General features: G+C 36.0%; 21 protein-coding genes and 2 tRNA genes. 13 read left to right on the forward strand and 10 right to left on the reverse strand.

The features are described 5' to 3' along the window. Nucleotide 1 precedes the first annotated feature (1 nt). The 3 genes from ISP73_05955 to mutS form a co-directional block, all read right to left on the reverse strand. Nucleotides 2–87: transfer RNA gene (locus tag ISP73_05955), tRNA-Leu, on the reverse strand. Between the two features lie 46 nt (nucleotides 88–133). Next, nucleotides 134–205, reverse strand: a tRNA-Gly gene (locus tag ISP73_05960). A 59-nt stretch (nucleotides 206–264) separates the two neighbouring features. Continuing rightward, on the reverse strand, nucleotides 265–2,826 hold the full coding sequence (mutS, locus tag ISP73_05965; GenBank protein MBL6658129.1) for a DNA mismatch repair protein MutS: 2,562 nt from the start codon (nucleotides 2,824–2,826) through the stop codon (nucleotides 265–267). 88 nt (nucleotides 2,827–2,914) lie between these two features. Between mutS and ISP73_05970 the strand changes: the two genes are divergently transcribed. After that, nucleotides 2,915–3,439 (forward strand): RNA methyltransferase, encoded by a 525-nt coding sequence (locus ISP73_05970; GenBank protein MBL6658130.1) that lies wholly within the window; start codon nucleotides 2,915–2,917, stop codon nucleotides 3,437–3,439. Nucleotides 3,440–3,441: 2 nt separating this feature from the next. On the opposite strand, the gene ISP73_05975 is transcribed toward ISP73_05970, so the two are convergent. After that, complete coding sequence (locus ISP73_05975) at nucleotides 3,442–4,965, reverse strand: OmpA family protein (GenBank protein ID MBL6658131.1); 1,524 nt, start codon at nucleotides 4,963–4,965, stop codon at nucleotides 3,442–3,444. 156 nt (nucleotides 4,966–5,121) lie between these two features. Between ISP73_05975 and ISP73_05980 the strand changes: the two genes are divergently transcribed. Then, entirely contained in the window at nucleotides 5,122–6,801 is a 1,680-nt protein-coding gene (locus tag ISP73_05980) for a hypothetical protein (GenBank protein MBL6658132.1), read from the forward strand. 47 nt (nucleotides 6,802–6,848) lie between these two features. Here ISP73_05980 and ISP73_05985 read toward each other — a convergent pair whose 3' ends face one another. Together ISP73_05985 and folK are read right to left on the reverse strand one after the other, a co-directional pair. After that, entirely contained in the window at nucleotides 6,849–7,478 is a 630-nt protein-coding gene (locus ISP73_05985) for a deoxynucleoside kinase (GenBank protein ID MBL6658133.1), read from the reverse strand. Beyond that, nucleotides 7,475–7,960 carry a 2-amino-4-hydroxy-6-hydroxymethyldihydropteridine diphosphokinase gene (gene folK, locus ISP73_05990; GenBank protein ID MBL6658134.1) on the reverse strand — a complete coding sequence of 162 codons (486 nt, stop codon included), beginning with the start codon at nucleotides 7,958–7,960 and terminating at the stop codon, nucleotides 7,475–7,477. The genes ISP73_05985 and folK overlap by 4 nt, the downstream gene beginning before the upstream one ends. Nucleotides 7,961–8,065: 105 nt before the next feature. On the opposite strand from folK, the gene sppA reads away from it, so the two are divergent. Both sppA and ISP73_06000 read left to right on the forward strand, forming a co-directional pair. Then, the gene (gene sppA, locus ISP73_05995; GenBank protein ID MBL6658135.1) at nucleotides 8,066–9,817 is read left to right on the forward strand and encodes a signal peptide peptidase SppA; all 1,752 of its coding nucleotides are present in this window, start codon (nucleotides 8,066–8,068) and stop codon (nucleotides 9,815–9,817) included. Nucleotides 9,818–9,831: 14 nt separating this feature from the next. After that, a complete protein-coding gene (locus ISP73_06000; protein ID MBL6658136.1) occupies nucleotides 9,832–10,506 on the forward strand; it encodes a queuosine precursor transporter in 675 nt (224 codons plus the stop codon). On the opposite strand, the gene ISP73_06005 is transcribed toward ISP73_06000, so the two are convergent. Then, nucleotides 10,503–11,270 carry a DUF2797 domain-containing protein gene (locus ISP73_06005; protein ID MBL6658137.1) on the reverse strand — a complete coding sequence of 256 codons (768 nt, stop codon included), beginning with the start codon at nucleotides 11,268–11,270 and terminating at the stop codon, nucleotides 10,503–10,505. The genes ISP73_06000 and ISP73_06005 overlap by 4 nt on opposite strands. Before the next feature lie 68 nt (nucleotides 11,271–11,338). Between ISP73_06005 and ISP73_06010 the strand changes: the two genes are divergently transcribed. Next, complete coding sequence (locus ISP73_06010) at nucleotides 11,339–12,859, forward strand: GH3 auxin-responsive promoter family protein (protein MBL6658138.1); 1,521 nt, start codon at nucleotides 11,339–11,341, stop codon at nucleotides 12,857–12,859. 33 nt (nucleotides 12,860–12,892) lie between these two features. Then, the gene (locus tag ISP73_06015) at nucleotides 12,893–13,507 is read left to right on the forward strand and encodes a deoxynucleoside kinase (protein ID MBL6658139.1); all 615 of its coding nucleotides are present in this window, start codon (nucleotides 12,893–12,895) and stop codon (nucleotides 13,505–13,507) included. 76 nt (nucleotides 13,508–13,583) lie between these two features. Here the strand turns inward: ISP73_06015 and ISP73_06020 are convergent, their stop codons facing one another. Together ISP73_06020 and ISP73_06025 are read right to left on the reverse strand one after the other, a co-directional pair. After that, a complete protein-coding gene (locus ISP73_06020) occupies nucleotides 13,584–16,091 on the reverse strand; it encodes a sodium-translocating pyrophosphatase (GenBank protein MBL6658140.1) in 2,508 nt (835 codons plus the stop codon). A gap of 30 nt (nucleotides 16,092–16,121) precedes the next feature. Then, nucleotides 16,122–17,105 (reverse strand): pyruvate dehydrogenase complex E1 component subunit beta, encoded by a 984-nt coding sequence (locus ISP73_06025; protein MBL6658141.1) that lies wholly within the window; start codon nucleotides 17,103–17,105, stop codon nucleotides 16,122–16,124. Between the two features lie 163 nt (nucleotides 17,106–17,268). Here ISP73_06025 and ISP73_06030 point away from each other — a divergent pair, with 163 nt between their 5' ends. From ISP73_06030 to ISP73_06060, 7 genes are read left to right on the forward strand one after another with little or no spacing between them, the layout of a single operon-like run. Then, the gene (locus ISP73_06030; GenBank protein ID MBL6658142.1) at nucleotides 17,269–18,015 is read left to right on the forward strand and encodes an electron transfer flavoprotein subunit beta/FixA family protein; all 747 of its coding nucleotides are present in this window, start codon (nucleotides 17,269–17,271) and stop codon (nucleotides 18,013–18,015) included. Between the two features lie 2 nt (nucleotides 18,016–18,017). After that, a complete protein-coding gene (locus tag ISP73_06035; protein ID MBL6658143.1) occupies nucleotides 18,018–18,983 on the forward strand; it encodes an electron transfer flavoprotein subunit alpha/FixB family protein in 966 nt (321 codons plus the stop codon). Continuing rightward, the gene (locus ISP73_06040; GenBank protein ID MBL6658144.1) at nucleotides 18,983–19,570 is read left to right on the forward strand and encodes a bifunctional nuclease family protein; all 588 of its coding nucleotides are present in this window, start codon (nucleotides 18,983–18,985) and stop codon (nucleotides 19,568–19,570) included. The genes ISP73_06035 and ISP73_06040 overlap by 1 nt, the downstream gene beginning before the upstream one ends. A 9-nt stretch (nucleotides 19,571–19,579) precedes the next feature. After that, complete coding sequence (locus tag ISP73_06045) at nucleotides 19,580–21,247, forward strand: Na+ dependent nucleoside transporter (GenBank protein ID MBL6658145.1); 1,668 nt, start codon at nucleotides 19,580–19,582, stop codon at nucleotides 21,245–21,247. 3 nt (nucleotides 21,248–21,250) lie between these two features. After that, complete coding sequence (locus ISP73_06050) at nucleotides 21,251–22,045, forward strand: thymidylate synthase (GenBank protein ID MBL6658146.1); 795 nt, start codon at nucleotides 21,251–21,253, stop codon at nucleotides 22,043–22,045. After that, nucleotides 22,045–23,157: a saccharopine dehydrogenase NADP-binding domain-containing protein gene (locus ISP73_06055; GenBank protein MBL6658147.1), complete on the forward strand. Its 1,113-nt coding sequence runs from the start codon at nucleotides 22,045–22,047 to the stop codon at nucleotides 23,155–23,157. Before ISP73_06050 ends, ISP73_06055 begins: the two co-directional genes overlap by 1 nt. Further along, on the forward strand, nucleotides 23,154–23,654 hold the full coding sequence (locus ISP73_06060; GenBank protein MBL6658148.1) for a dihydrofolate reductase: 501 nt from the start codon (nucleotides 23,154–23,156) through the stop codon (nucleotides 23,652–23,654). The genes ISP73_06055 and ISP73_06060 overlap by 4 nt, the downstream gene beginning before the upstream one ends. Here ISP73_06060 and clpX read toward each other — a convergent pair. Continuing rightward, nucleotides 23,651–24,889: an ATP-dependent Clp protease ATP-binding subunit ClpX gene (gene clpX, locus ISP73_06065; GenBank protein MBL6658149.1), complete on the reverse strand. Its 1,239-nt coding sequence runs from the start codon at nucleotides 24,887–24,889 to the stop codon at nucleotides 23,651–23,653. The two genes, ISP73_06060 and clpX, sit on opposite strands and share 4 nt — an antisense overlap. Nucleotides 24,890–24,948: the final 59 nt, after the last annotated feature.

Genomic DNA, 24,948 nt, shown 5'->3' on the forward strand with positions numbered 1-24,948 from the left:
GTACCCAGGGCGGGACTTGAACCCGCACGGACATTACTGTCCATTGGATTTTAAGTCCAACGTGTCTACCAATTCCACCACCTGGGCTTGGGGTAATACAATAAAAATCCTCTTTTATTCAAAGAGGATGTTGAGCGAGTGATGGGATTTGAACCCACGACCCTCACCTTGGCAAGGTGATGCTCTACCCCTGAGCTACACTCGCAGTAGGGAGGGCAAATGTAATACATTTTTCAGATTGCACAAACCCTCCTTTTAAATTTTTTATTGACCTATAACCTTTTTTATCTCATTCAACTTCATAAGCGCCTCGACTGGTGTAAGTGAATTAATATCTAAATCTTTTATTTCATCGCGAATACGCTCTAATATAGGGTCATCGAGCTGAAAGAAACTCAATTGTAAATCGTTATCATTTCTTGATTCAATTACTCTGGACTTTCCTTCTGACGAATGGGCTTTTTCAAGACGCTTCATTATTAGCTTTGACCTATCTACCACTTGCTTTGGCATACCTGCCATTTTTGCTACATGTATTCCGAAGCTATGTTCACTACCACCTTCAACTAACTTTCTCAAGAACAAAATTTGATTATCTATTTCCTTAACCGACACATTGAAATTCTTTATGCGTTTAAATGTAGACGTCATATCGTTTAACTCGTGGTAATGAGTAGCAAATAGGGTTTTTGCCTTGGTAGAGTGTTCATGTACGAACTCAGCAATTGCCCAAGCAATGGAAATACCATCATAAGTGCTTGTTCCACGACCAATTTCATCCAGTAATATTAGGCTGCGATCTGAAATATTATTCAAAATACTCGCTGTCTCGTTCATCTCAACCATAAAAGTTGACTCACCTTGAGAAATATTATCAGACGCCCCTACTCTAGTAAAAACCTTATCGACAATGCCAATGCTAGCGCTTTCTGCCGGTATGAAGCAACCCATCTGAGCTAATAAAACGATTAATGCTGTCTGACGAAGTATTGCGGATTTACCTGACATATTCGGTCCAGTAATCATAATTATCTGCTGATCATCTCTATTTAAGTACACATCGTTAGCAATATATTCTTCTCCAACAGCCAGTTGCTGCTCAATAACAGGGTGTCGACCATTTTTAATACTTAATTCGTAGCCGTCGTTAATTTCTGGCTTGGTGTACCTATGTCGCTTTGATAGTTCAGCAAAAGACAATAAGCAGTCTAATTGCGATATGCGTTGAGCATTAATCTGTACTTCTGGAATGTAATCAATCAGACTCAATACTAAGTTGTTAAATAAACTAGTCTCTAAGGCTAAAATCTTTTCCTCTGCTCCTAATATTTTGGTCTCTAATTCCTTTAATTCTTGAGTAACATAACGTTCAGCGTTAACTAAGGTTTGCTTTCTTATCCACTCCTCTGGAACTTTATCTTTGTGTGTATTTCTTACTTCTAAGTAGTAGCCAAATACATTATTAAAAGCAATTTTAAGGGATGGAATAGCAGTACGTTCTGTCTCTCTTTCAAGAATTTGCTGCAAATGTGTGTGACTATGCTCAGCGATAGAACGCAAATCGTCTAGCTCAGAATTTACACCCTTTGAAATCACCTTACCCTTGCTCACCGCAATAGGTGCGTCATCATTAATTTCTTTAGCGACCCTATCTCTGATAATTTCACATAAATTTAGATGATCAGACAACTGTACAAGTGACTTATTATTGGATTTTTTGCAGTATGCTTTTATTGGCTCAATAGCATTCAACGCCTTCTTAAGCTGCACAACTTCTCTTGGATTAATACGTGCAGTAGCTACTTTGGAAATCAAACGTTCTAAATCACCTATTTCTTTAATATTAGAAGATAAAACGTCCGTTTCGGCAGTCATAAAGTAGTCAACAGCAGAAAGTCTATCTTCTATAAGGGTTTTTTCCTTCAAAGGAAAAGCCATCCATCGCTTTAACAATCGTGATGCCATTGGTGTAATGGTAAAATCAATGATGTCAATTAAAGTAATGGCATCCTCACTTGACGAGTTAAATAACTCCAAATTTCGAATTGTAAACCTATCCATCCACACATGATTAGACTCTTCAATCCTCTGAAGGTTAACGATGTGTTTAATGTGGTTGTGATGTGTTTCTGAAAGGTAATGCAAAGCTGCTCCTGCTGCAATAGTTCCTGCCGTCATGGACTCAACGCCGAAGCCTTTAAGAGAAAGGGTGCCAAAATGTGCCAATAACTTCTCTTTGGTAAAATCATCAGTAAACACCCAATCTTCTAGTGTACTGGTGTAATATTTATCCCCAAAAAGTTGACTGAATTTTTGGCTAAACTGTTTTTGAATAACTATTTCCGAAGGGTTAAAACTTTGAATAAGCTTACCCACGTATTCGTCCTTGCCTTGTGCTAGTAAAAACTCACCGGTAGAAATATCTAAAAAGGAAATTCCCATTTCTTTTGCCCCAAAATGAATGGAGGCTAAAAAATTATTGGACTTATGGTCAAGGACTTTATCATTGTAAGACACACCTGGAGTGACAAGCTCCGTTACCCCCCGCTTTACGATCGATTTGGTTGCCTTTGGGTCTTCTAATTGGTCGCAAATGGCTACACGTTGCCCTGACCTTACTAGTTTGGGAAGGTAGGTGTCTAAAGCATGATGAGGAAAGCCCGCTAGAGCATCATTCGAGGAACCGTTTGAACGCTTTGTCAGTGTAATTCCTAAGATTTTAGACGCTTTGACCGCGTCATCACCAAAAGTCTCGTAAAAATCACCTACCCTAAACAAAAGCATAGCAGTAGGGTATTTTGCCTTAATGCTGTTGTATTGCTTCATCAAAGGAGTAACCTTCTTCACACCACTTGTATTTTTTTTAGCTGCCAACGGTCTATTTTATATAATTTAGCAAACAGATTTTTAAAAGATGCGTAAGTTAAAAAATAAGGAGTTAAATCGTTTAAATTTAGAAGAATTTAAAAGTACAAAAAAATTACCGATTGTTATCGTGCTCGATAACGTTAGAAGTGCCCATAATGTAGGTTCAATATTCAGAACTTCAGATGCCTTTTTGATTGAAAAGGTAATGCTCTGTGGTATTTGTCCAACTCCACCAAAAAAAGAAATACGAAAAACTGCTTTGGGAGCAACCGAATCTGTTGATTGGGAATACTTCGAAAATACAATCGACTGCATTAAATCTCTATCTGAAGATAATTTTTCCATACTTAGCGTTGAACAAGCGGACAACTCTATTAAACTTCAGAATTTTGAGATTGATACATCAAAAAAAATTGCCTTAATTTTTGGCAATGAAGTAAGTGGAGTAAGTGATGATTGTATTGACTTAAGTAATGGAGTTATAGAAATACCCCAGCACGGAACAAAACATTCTTTCAACGTTTCAGTCAGTGCTGGGATTGTTCTTTGGGACTTAGCTAAAAAGCTATAGTCCTATTTCTTAATAAAGTCAACTCTTCTGTTCACTTCATTCATGTAGTCTTCTAAGTTGTAGCCACCGTTCTCTGAGTCTGCGCTGAAATTAGATTTTAGCAATAATGGACTTGTTTCACCTTTTGAAACCACTTCAAACCTATCAGCATCTACACCAAAGACATCAACAAGATATCGAATAGCGTTTTCTGCTCTTTCCTTTGCTAACTCTAAATTGAAGTCAACAGTACCTCTGTTGTCAGCATGACCAACGACAAAGTATTTATCGCCCTCATTTTCATTCATAATTTTTGCAGCTATTGCTAGCCTTTTGAAGTCTTCACTACGAATTTTAGTACTTGCTGTACTGAAGAAAATTGATGGCAGAACAGTTGATGATGAATTGGCAGATGACTTTTTAGATACTTCTATACCTTGATAATTTACTATAGCACCCTTAACAGAATTTTCTAAATCTCTACTGTCTGGAACACCGTCACCATCTGTATCTATTTCAACACCATCAGAATTTACCTTAGCATTTCTTGCTGTGAAAAGATCTTTATCTTGATAATCGAAAACACCATCATTATCTACATCCATAGGTACCCCTGAACCGTCTACACTAACACCTTCAGGCGTTTCATTATCTTTATCAAAGTAATCTGCAACACCATCTTCATCCGTATCTTTTGACATCTTTTGGACTTTTTGAGCAATACGTTTTTGAGTGTGATAAACTTCATTTAATGGATTATACCAAAGCACGGATTTCTTTTTTGAACCTAAAGAATAGTTCAGCCCTAGTGAAAATGACATAAATTTGTCTTTTGAAGCTAAAAGATCTCTTCTTCCTGAGTTTTGAGCGACATCAATATAATCTGAATTAATCAAATAATATTTAATTTTTGCAGCAAAGTCAAAACGATCATTAATTTTAAACAATACATGTGTTGCGGCTTTTACATATGCCTCTGTTTGCAAGTCTTTATTTTCTAAATCACTACTCTCATACCCTCTGTATCCTAAAACCTCATTATTTGATATTTTTCTATGCACTGAACGGAATGACATAAGGCCAGCTCCAAATTCACCCAAGACTGTAAATTTTGAAGGTTTGAGTTTAGAAGTGTTCAGAACAAAATTTGATAAATTAAGCAGTAAACTTCCATCAAAATTTGTGTAATGTGCCAAAAATTTTGTTGATTCAGAATCCAAACTAGCACTGTAATCTGAAGAAGTGCAATAATCACAACTGCCAAAAGCTCTTCTTATACCAGCTAACTTTCCAATACCAACCTCTGCTTGAAGGCCATAAACATTATTAAACATTTTTTTCACATTGACAGCTCCTGAAAATCGAAACTCATTAAAGTTCCCAACCCTTGAGGGATAAAAATCATGCTGTTTAATGTCACCCAAGAAAATATTGGAGGATAAGAAATCAGCACCGACAGAAAATGAATTAAATTGTGAACTTCTCGTCTGAGCATATGAACTTAAAGAGCCAAGAAGAAGTAAAAAGACTATTGTTAAATTTTTCATGATTTAAAATTATTTATTTTGCCCACAAAAGTACGTTATTTAATAAAACATTGTTAACAATGGTATATTTAAAATTATACCATGCACACACATCGTTTGTAACCTAATAAATATATATTTGCAATTATCAACTAACTTTAAATGAAATTCATGATAATGAAAAAGACAATTTTTTTCAAATCCTCAATAGTATTCACAGTTCTATTATTACTTAGTTCTTGTGGATTAGATTTAATGGTTTCTAAGTTCAACACTTTAGAATACTCAGTCACGCCAACTCAGGTTGAAGTTCATGGCGGCGTAATCAATATTGAATTGGATGTCAATATTCCAAAAAAATATTTTCAAAAAAACGCTTCTGCTGAGTTCAGACCCATGCTAGCAGAGAGTGCTGACAGCGAAAACAAAGTGTTTTTTGAGCCTGTAAAACTACAAGGTGAAAAAGTTTCCTCTAACGGCAAAACTATTGGCTACGTAACTGGCGGTAAGTTTACTTATGAAGGTAGCGTTAATTATACCGATGATATGTTTGCATACGATCTATTTGCAACAGCTACAGCCACTATGAATGACAATAGTAAATACTTAGGTTCATTGAAAATTGCAGATGGCGTTATGGCTACTGCTACAAGAGTAAAAGACAATGAAGAGCCAAAATTTGCTGACCACACTTATGAAAAAGAAACTATCCTTGAAGAAACTGCTGTTATATACTTTACCGTAAATAACTCTACTGTAAGATATTCACAAAAAAGTTCTGATGAAGTAAAGCGATTAAAAGAATTCGCTAAACAAGGATTTAAGACAAAAAATATTGAAATTTCTTCTTATGCTTCACCAGAAGGAAGCTTAGATGTTAACGATAAAGTTTCTAATAATAGATCTAAATCGACATTCTCCTACGCTAAGCGATTAATGAGGGATTTAAAAGTTGACGGAGCTTATAACGATGATATTTATATCAATAGTTCTAAAGGTGAAGACTGGGGCGGTTTCAATAAGCTTGTAAACTCTTCGGACTTAAAAGACAAAAGCAAGGTTTTAAATATTGTCAGAAATCAGAAAGACCCACAAAAACGAGAGGAAGCTATAAGGGATATGGCTGAAATTTATGACGCAATTGAAGATGATGTTCTTCCTAAACTAAGAAAAGCAACTATAACTCTTCGTGTGTATGAGCCTAAGAAAACGGATGAAGAAATTGCATCTTTAGCTATTTCCAACCCTTCTCAGTTAGACATGAAAGAAATGCTATTTGCTGCTACTTTGTTAAATGACAATTCAATTAAGAAAACCATTTATAAGGCAACTACAAAAGCATATCCAAACGACTATAGAGCCTATAACAATTTACTATGCCTGAATATCATTGAAAAAGACTTCAATAGTGCTAAAATGAATTTAGGTAAAGCTGAAAAGTTAGGCGCTAACGCAAAGGAAGTAAGTGAAAACAAAGGAATAGTGGCTGCTTTTGAAGGCGATTTTGAAGGGGCTAATTCATTGTATAACAAATCAGGAGCATCTGATTTAAATAAAGGCATACTAGCAATCAAAATGGGTAATTATAAATCCGCTAGCAGCAAACTAAAAGGTAATGGCTACAATGCCACACTTGCTCAAATCCTAAATGGGAATAATGCTACTACAAACGATAAAACAGCTGATGGATATTATCTAAACGCTATTTCAAATACACGCTCAGGCGATTTTGGTAAAGCTGTACAAAACTTAACTCAAGCAATAAGTCTTGACGCAAAACTATCAGACGAGGCTGCTAAAGACGTTGAGTTCTTAAAACTAAAAGATAACTTAGAATTTCAATCCTTAGTTAAATAATTTAATGAATTTCTAAAATTTAAAAAGTCCGTTGTAACGGGCTTTTTTTATATAATAATTCTATGTATTCCTTTATCATAAGTCTGTTCGGTAAGCTTCACTAACTTATGGAAAGTGAACTTATCAGCAACAAAATCTTTGTCTGAAACATCTACAATAAGAACAGGATAATCTGTTTGTTTTTTAAAAAAATCAAAATACTTATTCTGAATATCTAACAGATAAGTATCGGTAATATCTTGCTCATAATCTCGGCCTCTTTTAAGGATATTTTGTTGCAATCGATTTACATTAGAGTGCAAATACAAAATTAAATCTGGCTTTGGTAAGTTGTTAAGGGCAATATCAGAAAGTCTATTGAACAATAATAACTCGTCATCGGTTAAGTTATTCTTTGCGAACAACTTTGATTTAACGAAAAAATAATCTGAAACCAAGCCTTTTGAAAATAAGTTCTGGTCTCTAAGCTCACCAAGTTGACGATAGCGTTCAGCCATAAAAAACAACTCTAATGAAAAGGCATACCTTTCAGGGTTTTTATAAAATTTAGGAAGAAATGGATTATCAGCAAACTCTTCTAAAATAAGCTTATAGCCCAACTTTTCAGACAGCATATTTGAAAAGGTAGTTTTCCCAACCCCAATATTTCCTTCTATAGCTATGAATTGATAACTCATACCTTAACTACTTTTGAATAATCTGTACACTCCTTTAATAAATCACTGATAGTCATCTTCAATACTGGGTGAACAAAACGTTCTGCTATTTCACACAGTGGCAAAAGCGTAAAGCGTCTTTCCCAAATTCTAGGATGTGGAACGCTTAACTTCTTTGATTCTATAATGTCATTATTATAAAACAAAATATCTATATCAATTTCTCGCGCTAAATATTCAATAGAATTTAGCCTCACTCTCCCTAATTCTTTCTCAATAAGTTGACATTCGTCTAAAACCTTATCCACTTCAAAATCTGTTTTGATTAATAGCACTTTATTTAAAAATGAATTCTCATGACTAAACCCCCATGGAGGAGACTCATATAAAGAGGATTCTTTAACTACTTCTCCTACATTACGAAATATAAGACCTACAGCTTTATCAATATACAATTTAGAGTCTCCTAAATTACTACCTAAAAGCAGATAAACATAATTCATTCTACTAATTTAATTAAGCTTAAAGAATAAATCCTACAAATATTCTAAAAAAATGTAACTTTGAATTCAATTGTTAAGCAAAATCTCTCAGCTATGCTAAAATTCATTAAAAGCGTTTTCAAATCAGTTTTTGTTACTATAATTTCATTTTTTCTTATTGTCTTGATATGTGTTTTTATTGGTATTTCATCTTCTAGTTCAGAAAAAGAAGTTGTGGTGAAGGATAAAAGTATTCTTGAAATTAATCTAAATGATAAAGTGGTTGACAGAGGCTCAGAATTTGATTTTGATTTTAATTCAATACTCGATGAAGAAAATACATTTGGATTAAATACAATTCTCAAATCCATTGAAAAGGCTAAGTATGACGATAGAATTAGTGGTATTTATTTGAATATAGAAATGCCACAAACGAGCTCTGCAACAACTAACGAAATCAGAAATAAACTTCAAGAATTTAAGGACTCAACAGACAAGTTTATAATTGCTTATAGTGAGGTGTATTCCCAAAAAAGCTATTACCTATCATCAGTAGCAGATGAAATCTACTTACACCCAGAGGGTGCTATAGAATTTAAAGGCCTTTCATATGAAGGGATGTTTTTTAAAGGTGCTTTAGAAAAATTGGAAGTAGAACCACAAATAATCAGACACGGTAAGTTTAAAAGTGCCATTGAACCTTTTATTCTTGACAAAATGAGTGACGAAAATAGATTGCAAGTCAATCGTTTTCTTTCCTCTATATGGAATAATATGAAGATGGGAATTTCAAGGGCTAAGAATATTTCGGAAGATGAATTAAATACTCTTGCTGAAAATCTATCAGTTCAATCTCCTATTGACGCTGTTAACTTCGGATTGGCAGATGCTCTACTGTTTGAAGATCAAGTAAGCGATACCATCAGAAAAAAAATACAGATAGAAAAAGATGCTGAAATCAATAAAATATCTCTAAGAGAATATTCTGATGTAAGCGTTAAAACTGCTAAAAAGAAGTATTCCAAAGATAAGATTGCTGTTATTTACGCTCAAGGTGGAATTAGTAGTGGAGAGGGAGATAATTTAAATATTGGTTCTGTTACTACTTCAAAAGCAATTAAAGATGCAAGAGAAGATAAAAAAGTTAAAGCGATAGTCTTAAGAGTCAACTCACCTGGTGGAAGTGCTTTAGCCTCTGAAACTATTTTGAGAGAAATGGAATTAGCAAAAGAAAGTAAACCTGTTGTTGTATCCATGGGTGATGTTGCTGCATCAGGAGGTTATTATATTTCTTGCAAAGCTGACACCATAGTTGCAAACCCTACAACTATAACTGGATCAATTGGCGTATTTGGTATGTTGCCTAACCTTGAGAAAATGATGAAAAACAAACTCGGGATTACCACTGATAGAGTAAAAACAAATGCATATTCGGACTTGGGGTCACCATTTAGAGCTTTGACTACTAATGAAAGAGGTATTATACAAAATCAAGTTGAAAGAATTTATGACACTTTCATCACAAATGTTTCTGAAGGAAGAAATATGACAAAATCAGCTGTTGACTCCATTGGTCAGGGTAGAGTATGGACTGGAGAGGATGCCAAAGAATTAGGGCTCATAGATGTTCTTGGCGGATTAGAAGATGCTATAAATATAGCAGCTGAAATGGCAGGTTTAGATAATTACAGAATCAAAAATCTTCCTAAACTTAAAAATCCAATTGAAGAAATTTTAGAAGATTTGGGCGGTCAAGTCACAACGAGGTTAGTGAAAAATGAAATAGGTGAATCGTATCAGTATTACCAACAAATAAATAATATAATGCAAATGGAAAACGTACAAATGCGTATGCCTATGCAATTTGAGATTTATTAGTTAGATTTGCTTTTGTGAGAGAGCAAGCACAAACACTTTTCCTTATACTTAGCGGCGTTTTTATTGCTGCCTTAGTAAGTTGTAACCTAATTTTTCAAAAGTTTTTTAGCTGGTCCCCATTCGGACTATATACATTTGAGATTTCCGTAGGAATTTTACCTTACCCCATTACATTTCTAGTAACCGATATTATTTCGGAAATATATGGTAGAAAAAAAGCCAATAAAGTGGTTTTAGCAGGTTTATTTTCAAGCCTTTTTGTTCTTGCCATTATTATGGTAGCCAATGCCACTCAAGCAACAGAATGGTCACCCATTGACAACCAAGTATTTAGCAGTGTCTTTGGACTTACTGGCGTAGCTGTTGGTGCGTCTATGCTAGCATACTTACTGGCTCAATTTATAGATATACGTGTTTTTCACTTTTGGAAAAAACTAACTAAAGGAAAATATCTGTGGTTAAGAAACAATGCCTCTACTTTCACTTCTCAACTGGTAGATACTGCCACCATTTTGATACTATTATGTTTAAGCGAAAGTATTGCCTGGGACAAATTCTGGCTCTTGTTACTAAATGGCTTTCTATTTAAAGTGATTATGGCTATGATTGACACCCCAATACTGTATTTAATTATCGGTATTATCCGTAAAAAGTTTAACTTGAAAGCAGGTCAAGAATTAGACTTTTAATATTCCAAACTCACTACATAGCCCTGATGCTTTCTTATATTAAGAACATTCAGGTAATCAAGCATTAAGTATTGTCCTTTTATTCCAGTAAGTACTCCTTCAATAACAGGGAGTTTATCAAAACCTAAACTCTTTACCTTTTCAGGGTAATCAAGAACGGGGTAACTTAAATCCTGTAATTCAGAATCAACCACATACTTTCTTAAATCAGCGGACAGATTTTGAGTCATTTCCTTCTTTAACTCTACAAGGTTTATATTAGGGTTTATCTGGTTCTTCAACATCTTCTGCCAATGGGTTTTATCAGCAATAAAAGCTTTAAGAGATACTTCTATCATTCCCGCTAGGTATCTATTAGGCGCTTCAGCTAATATAATTGTTTGAACTGCCCCTTGGTCAATCCATCTAGTGGGAATTTGAGGTTTTCTGGTGATACCTACTTTAGCATTTGCTGTTAAAGCTAAATACACTATTTGTGGGGTTAAATGGTATTTGGCTTCCCATTCCATATCCCTTCCAATGCCTAAATGAGCTTGACACCTTTCTGGATGAATAATACATTCTGAAGCTAAAGGTGAACTTTGAAAACATGGGTAGCACATACCTTGATTAAATGACTTATACGTTTTTGCTCCACAATTAGTGCAGAAAATATCATTCTCATAAGTTAGGCGAATACGTTTGTTAATTAACAAGTTCATATCAATCAATTCCTCACCAATGGGTAAATGGTAATGTATAGGTGCCTTCAGCTCTGCCTTCATTTTTAGTAATCCACCTGTTATTTTCATTTCAAAATATTATTTTTATGCATCAATACTTTAACCAAGATATGATTTTTTCTTTAAAAAATTCATTAATGTCATGGGTAATGAGAAAACGAATTCATCAAATAGATTTGTTCAGAAATTACCCTCATGAAGTTCAGCAAGAATGGCTTGAATCTCTATTAAACACAGCTAAAAATACCGAATGGGGTAAGCAGTATAGGTTTAATGAAATACAATCTTATGAGGAATTCAAAAAAAGAGTTCCTATATCAGATTACAATGAACTTAGTCCATTTATCGACCGCTTAAGAAAAGGCGAAGAAAATATTTTATGGCCTAGCGAAAGTAAATGGTTTGCAAAATCATCTGGAACAAGTGGAAACAAAAGCAAATACATTCCCGTTACTAAAGAATCTCTCTATGATTGCCACTTTAAAGGCGGAAAGGATATGCTAACAATATACTGCGACAACTTCCCAGAAACACAAGTGTTCAACGGAAAAAGTGTAATAATGGGCGGTAGTCATGAACCCTCCTTGAATGAACAAAAAAAGGAAGGGGATTTGTCTGCAATTATAGTAGAAAACTTACCCTTTTGGGTAAACGTGCACCAAACCCCAAATAAAGAAATTCGCCTAATGAACGATTTTGAAAAAAAAATCGACCAAATGGCTTTAATTACATCACAAGAAGATGTTACTAATATTTCTGGAGTTCCTTCTTGGATGCTTGTTTTGTTTCATAAAATATTAGAAAAAACAGGGGCAAAAAATATCAGTGAAGTCTGGCCAAACCTTGAACTGTATATGCATGGCGGAGTACAATTTACACCTTATAAAAATCAGTTTAACACCCTTATTCCAAAAGGAGTCAACTACTTAGAAACCTACAATGCCTCAGAAGGTTTTTTCGGCATTCAAGATCAAAAGAATACCAATGACATGTTGCTTATGTTAGATTATGGTATTTTTTATGAATTTATCCCGACAGAAAAATTAAGCGAACGAGAAGCTATTGGCATTTGGGATGTAAAACTTGGAGTTGATTATGCAGTCGTGATTTCTACCAATGCAGGCCTTTGGAGATACCTTATTGGTGATACGATACAATTCACCTCAATAAAGCCCTACCGCTTTATTATAAGTGGACGAATTAATCAATTTATAAATGCTTTTGGTGAAGAAATTATTATGGCAAATGCTGAACAAGCCATAAAAATAGCCTGTCAAAAAAACAATGCTGAAGTCAATGAGTACAGTGCAGCACCAAAATTTATGACAGATGGCAAAAAGGGAGCTCACGAATGGGTATTCGAATTTAACTCCCCTCCGAATAGCACAACTAAATTTATACATGACCTTGATAATGCTCTCAAAGAATTAAATTCAGATTATGCTGCCAAGAGAAACAAAGATATGGCACTAGAAATGCCAATTGTTCATTTTGTACAGAAAGGTTTTTTCTATAAATGGATGAAATCACAAGGAAAATTAGGGCGTCAATTTAAAGTGCCAAGACTTGCAAACCATCGTAATCACATTGAATCTATTTTTAATTTGATGGAAGCTATGAAATCAGAATAATTCCTATTAAATTAGTGGCTAAATTTTATTGAAATGCACATAGCAATAGCTGGAAACATCGGCTCTGGTAAAACCACCTTAACAACTCTTTTATCAAAACATTATAGTTGGGAGGCGCAATACGAAGATGTTGATGACAACCCATATCTTAACGACTTTTACAAGGACATGCAACGCTGGTCCTTTAATCTTCAAATTTATTTTTTGAATAGTAGATTTGCTCAAGTACAAGAAATACATAACGGCGACAAAGACGTTATACAAGATCGAACAATGTATGAGGATGCATTTATATTTGCTCCTAACTTACATGCAATGGGATTAATGAGTACTAGAGATTTTGAAAATTATAAAAGTCTTTTCAATCTAATGAATACTTTTATTCCTAGCCCAGATTTACTCATTTACCTACGTTCAACAGTTCCTAATTTGGTAGAACAAATTCAGAAGAGAGGGAGAGATTATGAGAACTCTATAAGAATCGATTACTTATCGCGTCTCAATGAAAGGTACGAAGCATGGATATCTTCATACACCCATGGTAAACTTTTAATTATTGAAGTGGATAACCTTGATTTTCAACAGAATAAAGAAGACTTAGGCTTCATAATCGATAAGATTGATGCCGAGATAAATGGATTGTTCTAATTTTCATTAAAAAACTAGACACAAAAAAACCCAGCTTATGCTGGGTTTTTTATTAGTAATAAAGTATGTATTAAACTTATTTTATATTAATTTCTCCTCTAATCATATCATCAGTTGTGAATTCAAAGATTACAGGCATACTTCCCGACTCAAATTTAAGATTACCACTAGAAACATATAATCCGTTTACTGGTTTTTTTACACTTATAGAGTTGAAAGAAAGCACTCTAGAAGACAAAATAGGATTTTTAGATTTTAAAGGTTTTAAATCTTTAACTTTAAAACCAACTTCAAAACCCTTATCACCTTTTTTGAAAAAGGTATTAACATTTACTTTCAATCTTTCACCATCAACATTAATGACTACAACACCAGTAGTTAAATCTCTAGAATACTCAGTTGTCATTTCCGTTTTTACTGGCATTTCAGAGGTGCTTTCAGTAGCATTAACTGGCACTAATGAAGGTGCAATTACTAAAGCTACAACAGACATTAATTTCAATAAAATGTTTAGAGATGGACCTGAAGTGTCTTTGAATGGATCACCAACAGTATCACCAACAACTGCAGCTTTGTGAGCATCAGTTCCTTTACGCCCTGACTCTTCAATCATCTTCTTAGCGTTATCCCATGCTCCACCTGCATTAGATTGGAAAATTGCCATAAGGACACCACAAGTCGTTACACCTGCAAGTAATCCACCTAACATCTCAGCACTTCCTAAAAATCCAACAAGTACTGGAACAACGATAGCTAATAAACCAGGAAGAACCATCTCGCGAATTGATGCTTTTGTAGAAATTTCAACACATTTGTCGTATTCTGCAACACCATCTGCTGCATCAAATATTTTCTTGTCAGCAGCAGAAGCTTTAGACATATCAGAATTATTCTTACGCATTACTTCTAATGCTGCTTTTAGTGCTGGAATATCTCTAAACTGTCTTCTTACCTCTTCAATCATTGCCATAGCTGCGCGGCCTACAGCATTCATTGATAATGCAGAGAACACAAATGGTAGCATACCCCCTACTAATAAACCTGCCATAATTTCTGGCTTAGAAACATCAATAGATGTAATTTTTGCGGTTTTCATGAAAGCTGCAAATAATGCTAAAGCGGTAAGAGCAGCAGAGGCAATAGCAAAACCTTTACCAATAGCTGCAGTAGTGTTACCTACAGCATCTAATTTGTCAGTTCTTTCTCTAACTTCTGGATCTAATTCAGCCATCTCAGCAATACCACCAGCGTTATCAGAAATAGGACCGTAAGCATCAACTGCTAACTGAATACCAGTATTAGCTAACATACCTACTGCTGCAATTGCAATACCGTAAAGACCTGCAAATTTGTGAGAAACTAAAATTGCCGCAGCAATTAAAATAATCGGAATAGCTGTTGACATCATACCTACTCCTAAACCAGCAATAATATTTGTTGCTGAACCAGTTTCTGATTGCTCAACAATAGAGTTAACTGGTTTTGTGCCTGTTCCAGTGTAGTATTCTGTTACTTTTCCTACTGCTAATCCAGCAACTAAACCTGCAATAGTTGCCCAAAAGACACCCATTGAAGTGTACTGAATGCCAGATTCTATCCATGTTTCAGGAAGCATAGCATTAATAATGAAATAAGAAGCAACTAGCATTAATCCTGCTGAGCCAAATTCACCAATGTTAAGTGCTGCATGTGGCGAACCACCGTCTTTTACTTTAACGAAGAATGTACCGATAATTGACATTATAATACCAACTGCAGCTAAAGCTAATGGCAAATACACAGCTCCCAAGCCATCAAATTGAGCTTGGAATTCTGGTAATGTTGCATAAACAGCACCCAATACCATTGTACCAATAATAGAACCGACATAAGATTCGAATAAGTCAGCCCCCATACCAGCAACATCACCTACGTTATCACCTACGTTATCGGCAATAGTAGCAGGATTTAGAGGATGGTCTTCTGGAATACCAGCTTCAACCTTTCCAACTAAGTCAGCACCAACATCAGCAGCTTTAGTGTAAATACCACCACCAACACGTGCAAATAATGCAATTGATGAAGCACCAAGAGAAAATCCAGAAAGAACATTAAGTACCTCTCCTAACTCCCAACCTTGACCACTGTAGATCATAAATAAAGAACTTAATCCTAGTACACCTAAACCAACAACTCCAAGTCCCATTACAGCACCACCAGCAAAAGCAACTTCTAAAGCTGCCCCTAAAGATGTTCTTGCAGCATTAGTTGTTCTTACGTTTGCTTTAGTCGCTACTCGCATTCCAATGAATCCAGCAAGTGCAGAACAGATAGCACCAACAATAAATGATACTGCAACCATTCCGTTTGAGCCATCCTCGCTACTTCCTTTGAAGTAAAGAAGTATTGCCACTGCTAAAACAAATACAGATAATACTTTGTACTCCGCCTTCAAGAAGGACATTGCACCATCGGCAATATTCTTAGCAATTCTCGACATTTTTTCAGTTCCTTCCTCTTGCTTAGAAACCCAAGCATTCTTCCAGAATACATAGACTAATGCCAGTACACCGAACAACGGAAGATAATCTACAATCATTTTCATATTTTGAAATTTTAGTTAATTTAGGTTAATTTAATTCTTAGTGTAGGTAACTTCTTTGACCGCCTCAATGAGCTTGTCTTTGTTTGGTAAAAAGGCTTCAACTAGTGTAGGTGCATAAGCCATTGGAGTATCCAAACACGTTACTCGTTTTATTGGTGCATCAAGGTAATCAAAAGCATCCTTTTGCACTCTGTATGAAATTTCAGTAGCAATAGATCCAAGCGGCCATGCCTCTTCTAATACTACTAATCTATTAGTCTTCTTTACCGATTCTAATATTGTATCGTAGTCAATCGGTCTTACTGTTCTTAAATCTATAACTTCAGCCTCTATTCCTTGTTCAGCCAGTTCATCAGCAGCTTTGTAAGCCTCTTTTATTATCTTCCCAAATGACACAATAGTTACATCTGTACCTTTTCGTTTGATGTCTGCAACACCAAGAGGCAATAAGTATTCACCTTCAGGAATTTCACCTTTATCACCATACATCTGCTCTGACTCCATAAAAATTACAGGATCATTATCTCTAATAGCGGATTTTAATAATCCTTTTGCGTCGTATGGGTTTGATGGTACTACAACCTTTAGACCAGGACAATTAGCATACCAACTTTCAAAGGCTTGTGAGTGTGTAGCTCCAAGCTGACCGGCAGATGCTGTTGGACCTCTAAAAACAATAGGAATTGGGAACTGACCACCAGACATTTGCCTCATCTTAGCAGCATTACTGATAATTTGGTCAATAGCAACTAATGAAAAGTTAAAGGTCATAAATTCAATTATTGGTCGAAGACCATTCATGGCCGATCCAACACCAATACCAGCAAAACCAAGTTCTGAAATAGGGGTGTCAATAACGCGTTTTTCACCAAACTCATCAAGCATTCCTTTAGATGCTTTATATGCGCCATTGTACTCCGCTACCTCTTCACCCATCAGGTAAATGTTAGCGTCTCGACGCATTTCCTCACTCATGGCTTCACAAACAGCCTCTCGAAATTGTACTTCTCTCATTGTATTCCTACTCTATTTAGGGTCTGCAAAAATAACATTTTTTACAAATTACCAAAGCGAGAAAACTACTATTAAAATCTTGTTGATACTAAAGTGTTATTCGTGCTCAATAATTACTTAAAAATCTTACTTTTGTGAAATCATAACTAACACTAATTTAACGATGAATATACTGGTATGTATTAGTAACGTCCCAGACACAACTTCCAAGATTGAATTCACTAGTGACTCTGCCTCATTTTTAACTGAGGGAGTACAGTTTATTATCAATCCTTACGACGAGTTTGGACTAACTAAAGCTATAAAACTTAGAGAACAACATGGCGGCAAAGTCACTGTTGTAAATTTTGGCGAAAACACAAGCGAGCCAACCTTACGAAAAGCACTTGCAATTGGTGCCGATGAAGCCATAAGAATTGATGGTGTACCTACCGATAGTTTTTTAGTTGCCAAAGAACTGTCCAAAATTATTTCAGAAAACAACTTTGACCTCATTGTATTAGGGAGAGAATCCATAGACTATAATGGTGGTGCAGTACCGGCTATGATTGCCGAGCTATTAGACTTGCCATTTGTAAACGCTTGTACCGGTCTAACTATAGATGGCAATGAAGCTAAGATGGAACGAGAAATTGAAGGCGGCAAAGAATTTATCAGTGCGACTCTTCCATTGGTTATTGGAGGGCAAAAAGGATTGGTAGAAGAATCGGATTTACTGATTCCTAATATGCGTGGCATTATGACTGCGAGAACAAAACCTCTAGCCGTAGTTGAAAGCAGCAGCAATTCTGGAAAAAGTTCTTCAGTATCGTTTGAAAAACCAGTCGCAAAGCAAGACTGTAAAATGGTAGAGGCTGGTCAAGAAAAAGAATTAGTAACCTTACTTCATCAAGAAGCTAAAGTAATATAAATATGTCTGTAGTAGTTTTTGCCGAAAGTTGGAACGGCACATTTAAAAAAGGAACATTTGAAATACTAACATATGCTCATGATGTGGCAAAAAAAATGGATGCTAAATGCATTGCCCTTACCATTGGAAACATTTCGGATGACATTAAAGTACTAGCCAAATATGGCGCTGACAAAGTGCTTAGCATTTCTAATAATTTTGATGCTTGTGATAATAAAGGCATTTCATCAGCAATAGCACAAATTGCTGATGCTGAAGGTGCTAAAATTCTTATTCTTTCAAACACTAATACTGGAAAAACCATCGGACCAAGAATAGCCGTAAAAATGGACGCTTCATTTATAAGTAATTCGATTGAAGTACCTACCGAATCAAGTCCTTTAGTAGTTAAGAAAAAATCCTTTTCAGGTAAGGCATTTGAGATGGCACAAAGCCATACTGATAAGACAGTTATTGCCTTATCACCTAATGCTTACTCCATTACTGAAAACAACAATGACTCTTGTGAGTTTACAACCGTCGATTGTCAAGTAGATGACACCAATGTAACTTCAATTAAAGTTGAAAAAGCAAGCGGTAAAATTAGCTTAGCAGAAGCTGAAATCGTGATTTCTGCAGGACGAGGACTGAAAGGACCAGACAATTGGGGAATGATTGAGGAACTTGCTGATTTACTAAATGCTGGAACAGCCTGTTCTAAGCCCGTCTCTGATATCGGATGGCGACCTCACAGCGAACATGTTGGTCAAACTGGCAAAGCCATTGCACCAAACCTATATATTGCTATCGGTATTTCTGGCGCTATTCAGCACCTTGCTGGAGTGAACTCATCCAAAGTTATGGTGGCTATTAATACCGACCCTGAAGCCCCATTCTTTAAGGCTGCCGATTACGGAATTGTAGGCGATGCTTTTGAAGTTGTACCACGACTAATTGAAGAAATAAAACAATTCAAATCGTCTAATTAATGAAATTGATTCAACTAGATATAGTTGGACTATCCAATAGCCAAACCCAATCCGGTGCATTTGCTCTTGTACTTGGCGAAGTTCAAGGAAGACGAAGACTGCCAATTGTTATCGGAAACTTTGAAGCTAAAGCCATAGCAATTGCCCTGGACAATGAGTTCAAAAGTCAGCGCCCTATAACACATGATTTATTCAAAAGCATATGCAAAGGTTATGATATAGTCGTTCAAAAAATCGTTATCAGCTCCATCAATTCTGGTGGAATTTTTTCCTCTATCATCTATTGCATAGATATGAATGGGAAAGAAATTGAAATTGATTCTAGAACCTCTGATGCTGTTGCCATAGCTATTCGTTTCAAAGCACCCATATTTACTTATGAAGCTATTCTCGATGAAGCAGGTATTATTTTGGAACAAGACATCACTGATGAAAAAGAGGTTGTAGAACACAACAAGCTGGAAGACTCTTCAACTTTTGAAAACTTTAGTAATTCTGAACTCAAAGAACGTTTAGAAAAAGCTATACTTGAAGAAGATTATGAGCTTGCCTCTAAACTAAGGGATGAAATTGAAAAACGAAAATAAAAACAGCACATGCTTAGACACCTAACCTTACTCTTTCTATCTCTAATTTCTTTGAGTATATATGCTCAAGAAATTAATAGAAAATGGATGTTTGAAAGCATCACACAGATTAATGATGCCACTCCAATAAGAACGATTGGCACAGATGATTTTATGCTCATTAATAGCGATGGCACCTTTGAATACGAAATAGCCTCTGTACCTCTCAAAGCCTCTGGAGAGTGGAGTTTAGTAGGCAATACACTTCAATTTGACTATAACCTACCATCAGACACCAGTCGATTTTATAAAATAGAGCTTTCCACAAACGATCTCATTCTTAGTGAAAACGGTATTAATTACGCATTCAGATCTAGCCTTCAAGACTACAAAAATGGAGGTTTTAACATAATGAATATTATAAGAGGACTACTGGGAATTGCCGTACTTATTGGTATAGCCTTCATTTTTAGTAGAAATCGAAGAGCCATTAATTGGTCATTAGTCTGGAAAGGATTGCTCATTCAAATTATATTTGCACTAGCCATTCTCAAAGTACCATTTATACAACGTTTATTTGACTGGCTCAGTTCTATTTTTGTAGTGCTTCTAGGTTTTACTCAAGAAGGTTCGCTCTTTCTGTTTGGAAATTTAATCAGTGACACCACTAGCTTTGGCTATATTTTTGCCTTTCAAGTATTACCAACTATTCTTTTCTTTTCAGCACTTACCAGTATACTATTTTACTACGGCATACTTCAAAAGGTCGTTTATTTCTTCGCTCTTATAATGAAGAAAACCTTGAATTTATCGGGTTCTGAAAGCTTAGCTGCTATTGGTAACATATTCTTAGGGCAAACGGAATCCCCACTACTCATTAAGCCCTATATAGAGAAGATGACGCTTTCAGAATTGCTATGTCTGATGAGTGGCGGAATGGCAACAATTGCAGGCGGTGTACTTGCTGCCTACATTGGATTTTTAGGCGGTAATGATCCCGTTCAGCAATTATTTTTCGCTAAGCATTTATTGGCTGCTTCTGTAATGTCCGCTCCAGCTGCTGTGGTAGCTGCAAAAATACTCTTACCAGAAACAGAAGAAGTTAGTCAGGACATGACTATTTCTGATGAACAACTAGGTAGTAATGTCTTGGAAGCTATAAGTATAGGGACTGGACAAGGTATAAAACTAGCAGTAAATGTAGGAGCAATGCTACTAGTATTTATCGCTTTTATTTCTATGGTAAATTACTTCCTAACGAATTTTGTTGGTGACTTCACGGGTATAAATACATGGGTTGAAAATATTACAGATGGCCAGTTTACAGGCTTTAGTTTAGAGTTTATTTTGGGTTATGCTCTTGCCCCTATTACATGGCTTTTGGGTGTATGCAAAGAGGATATTGTTTTGGTTGGTCAACTATTGGGTGAAAAAACTATACTTAATGAGTTTGTAGCCTACGTTTCTTTAGGAGAAATGAAAGCCTCGTCCAGATTTTTTGAAGAAAAATCAATTATAATAGCTACCTATATTTTATGCGGATTTGCCAATTTCTCTTCTATTGGCATTCAAATAGGTGGTATTGGAGCTTTAGCGCCATCGAGAATGAAAGATTTATCAAGACTAGGAATATTAGCACTTATTGCAGGGACATTAGCGTGTTTATTTACCTCTGTAATTGTAGGAATGATTTTATAAAATATGCAACAGTATTTAGATTTAATGACCAGAGTGATGAATGAAGGCACTCTAAAAGCAGACCGCACAGGAACAGGAACAAAAAGTGTGTTCGGTCATCAAATGCGATTTGATTTATCCGAAGGTTTTCCATGTGTAACGACAAAAAAACTACACCTTCGCTCAATTATTCACGAGTTACTGTGGTTCCTCAAAGGCGACACCAATATCAAATACCTCAAAGAAAACGGGGTAAGAATATGGGACGAATGGGCAGACGAAAATGGAGACTTAGGGCACGTTTACGGTTACCAGTGGAGGAGTTGGCCAACACCTGATGGTCGACATATTGACCAAATCACTCAAGTTGTCAATCAGATAAAGAACAACCCTGATAGTAGACGAATGATTGTGAGTGCCTGGAACGTAGGCGAAATCGAAGACATGGCACTACCACCCTGTCACGCTTTCTTTCAATTTTATGTAGCAGACGGAAAATTATCCTGTCAATTGTATCAAAGAAGTGCTGATATATTTTTGGGCGTTCCTTTCAATATTGCTTCTTATGCCTTATTGACTATGATGATGGCTCAAGTATGTGATTTAGAAGTTGGCGATTTCGTTCACACCCTTGGTGATGCTCACATATACACCAATCACTTTGAGCAAACTGAATTGCAACTTAGCAGAGACACTCGACCACTTCCAACAATGAAAATAAACCCAGAGGTAAAGAGTATTTTTGACTTTAAATACGAGGATTTTGAGCTTCAAAATTACGACCCACATCCACATATTAAAGGAAAAGTAGCAATATAATGGCAAAAATAATCGTTTTAGGCGCTGGTCTTGTTGGCGGCGTAATGGCCAAAGATTTGACCAATGCACATGAAGTTACTTCAGTAGATTATAGCGAAGATGCTTTGTCGCCACTAAAAGCATTGGGTATTCATACCATTCACGCCGATTTATCGGATACAAATACCATACAACGACTTATTAGCGATTACGACTTAGTGGTAGGAGCAGTACCCGGATTTATGGGTTATAAAGTGCTTGAAACCGTTATAAAATCACAAAAAAACATCGTAGACATTTCCTTTTTCCCTGAGGATCCTTTCGGGCTCGATGAACTCGCCAAAGAAATGGGAGTTGTAGCAGTAATGGATTGTGGTGTAGCACCAGGAATGGGTAATATTATTTTAGGGCATCATGATAAACTAATGAAAATATCCGATTACGAATGTTTGGTAGGTGGACTTCCAGAGGTAAGAGAATGGCCCTATGAATATAAAGCCGTCTTTTCCCCTATTGATGTAATCGAAGAATACATCAGACCTGCACGTTATGTTCAACACAGTCAGCTCATTACTAAAGAAGCCTTGTCAGATACTGAGCTAATTGAATTTGAGGGTGTTGGCACTTTAGAGAGTTGGAATTCGGACGGTTTGCGTTCACTTATAGACACCATGCCTCACATTCCTAATATGATTGAAAAGACACTACGCTACCCTGGTTGTGTGGAGTATTTGAAAGTCTTGAGAGCTAGCGGATTTTTCTCCTATGATGAAATAGAAGTTAACGGTCAAATGGTACGACCCATTGATTTAACCTCAAAATTGCTTTTTCCTAAGTGGCAATTGAAAGATGGTGAAAAAGACTTTACCGTCATGCGAATTCGCATGACTGGCGAAGAAGATGGTAAAAAAGTGAGGTATCAATACGATTTACTAGACCGTTATCAAGACAATACTATTTCTATGGCACGAACAACAGGCTTTACGTGTACTGCTGTAGCAAATTTAGTTGTGAATGGAGAATACAATAGGGTTGGGATTTCACCCCCAGAATACCTTGGCGGACATTTTGAATTTGTCAGAAATTACCTAGAACAAAGAGGGGTCATTTATACATTAAATAAAAGCGCATGAAAGTTTCCTTAATCGTTGCTGTATCAGAAAATAAGGTCATTGGAAAAGACAATGATTTAGTTTGGCATTTGCCTACAGATATGAAGTTCTTTAAAGATACTACAAAACACCATTTTGTAATTATGGGCAGGCGAAACTTTGAGTCTATTCCCCACAAATACAGGCCCTTACCAAACCGTACAAATGTAGTGGTTAGTCGTCAAGAAAACTTTGAGGCTGAAGGCTGTATAGTAGTCAATTCTATTGAGGAAGCTATCGACTTGGCTAAAAAAGCCAACGATAATGAACCTTTTGTTATTGGTGGCGGACAGATTTACAAGTACGCTCTGGATAACAAACTCATAGATAGAGTTTATCTTACACGTGTACATACCGAAATTGAAGGCGATACTTTTTTTGAAGATTTGGACGAGAGTTGGGAATTAGTAAATGAGAAACACCACCCAGAGGACGATAGACACTGCTTTTCGTTTACCTTTCAGACCTTTGAGCGTTAGGCTACTTTTAGTTTCTTGAGTTTAGAATTCTCAATTTTATTCTGAGCATATTCTAGAGTGAGTTTAAATTCCTTTATCTCTTCTTTGGATGGACTATCGAACATTACATCTATCATAATAGTCTCGCAGATGGAACGCAAGCCCCTTGCTCCTAACTTAAAGTCAATGGCTTTATCAACGATATAATCTAATACATCATCGTCTATAGTTAGCGTTATGCCATCCATTTCAAACAATTTCACATACTGCTTTGTGAGTGAGTTTTTAGGCTCTGTAAGGATTTGACGCAGTGTGCTTTTATCTAAAGGCTTTAGATGAGTAAGCACTGGCAAACGCCCAATTAACTCAGGAATAAGTCCGAAACCTTTAAGGTCTTGTGGGGAAACGTATTGTAATAGATTGTCTTTATCTACTTTTTCTTTTTTAGTTGATGAATAGCCAATGGCTTGGGTACTTAATCGTTTACCTATGACTCTATCAATACCGTCAAATGCTCCACCGCAAACAAACAAAATGTTGCGTGTGTCAATAGATACCATTTTCTGTTCGGGGTGTTTTCTTCCGCCTTGTGGTGGCACCTGTACAACAGCACCTTCTAAGAGTTTTAGCATTGCTTGTTGAACACCTTCACCAGAAACATCTCTAGTGATTGATGGGTTATCGCTTTTTCTAGCAATCTTATCCACCTCATCGATGAATACTATTCCTCTTTGAGCAGCTTTTACATCGTAGTCTGCGGCTTGTAATAGTCTTGAGAGAATGGCTTCAACATCTTCACCAACATAACCTGCCTCAGTAAGTACTGTAGCATCGGCAATACAGAAAGGGACATTTAATACTTTTGCAATAGTTCGTGCTAGGAGTGTTTTACCCGTACCTGTTTCTCCGATCATAATAATATTGGATTTTTCAATCTCAATTTCTTCAGCATCTGTGGATGGAGGTTGTACTAATCTTTTGTAGTGATTGTAAACGGCTACGGACAATACTTTTTTTGCTTCATTTTGTCCGATAACGTATTTGTCCAAATGGTCTTTAATGTCAATAGGCTTGAGCAAATTCATTTGTGCGGCAAGCACTTGCTGATCTTTGCCTTCTTTTTCAGAATGAACAATACCAACTGCTTGCTCTATACAGCTATCGCAAATATGAGAGTCAATGCCAGCGATGAGCACATTAGTGTCTTGCTTATCTCTTCCGCAAAATGAACAATTGATATTTCTCTCTTCAGACATGGTACAAAAATACTAAAAAACCACACACTCTAGGCATGTGGTTTTCAATTAGTCTTATT

The sequence above is a fragment of the Flavobacteriales bacterium genome (assembly GCA_016779935.1).
Classification (GTDB): domain Bacteria; phylum Bacteroidota; class Bacteroidia; order Flavobacteriales; family UBA7312.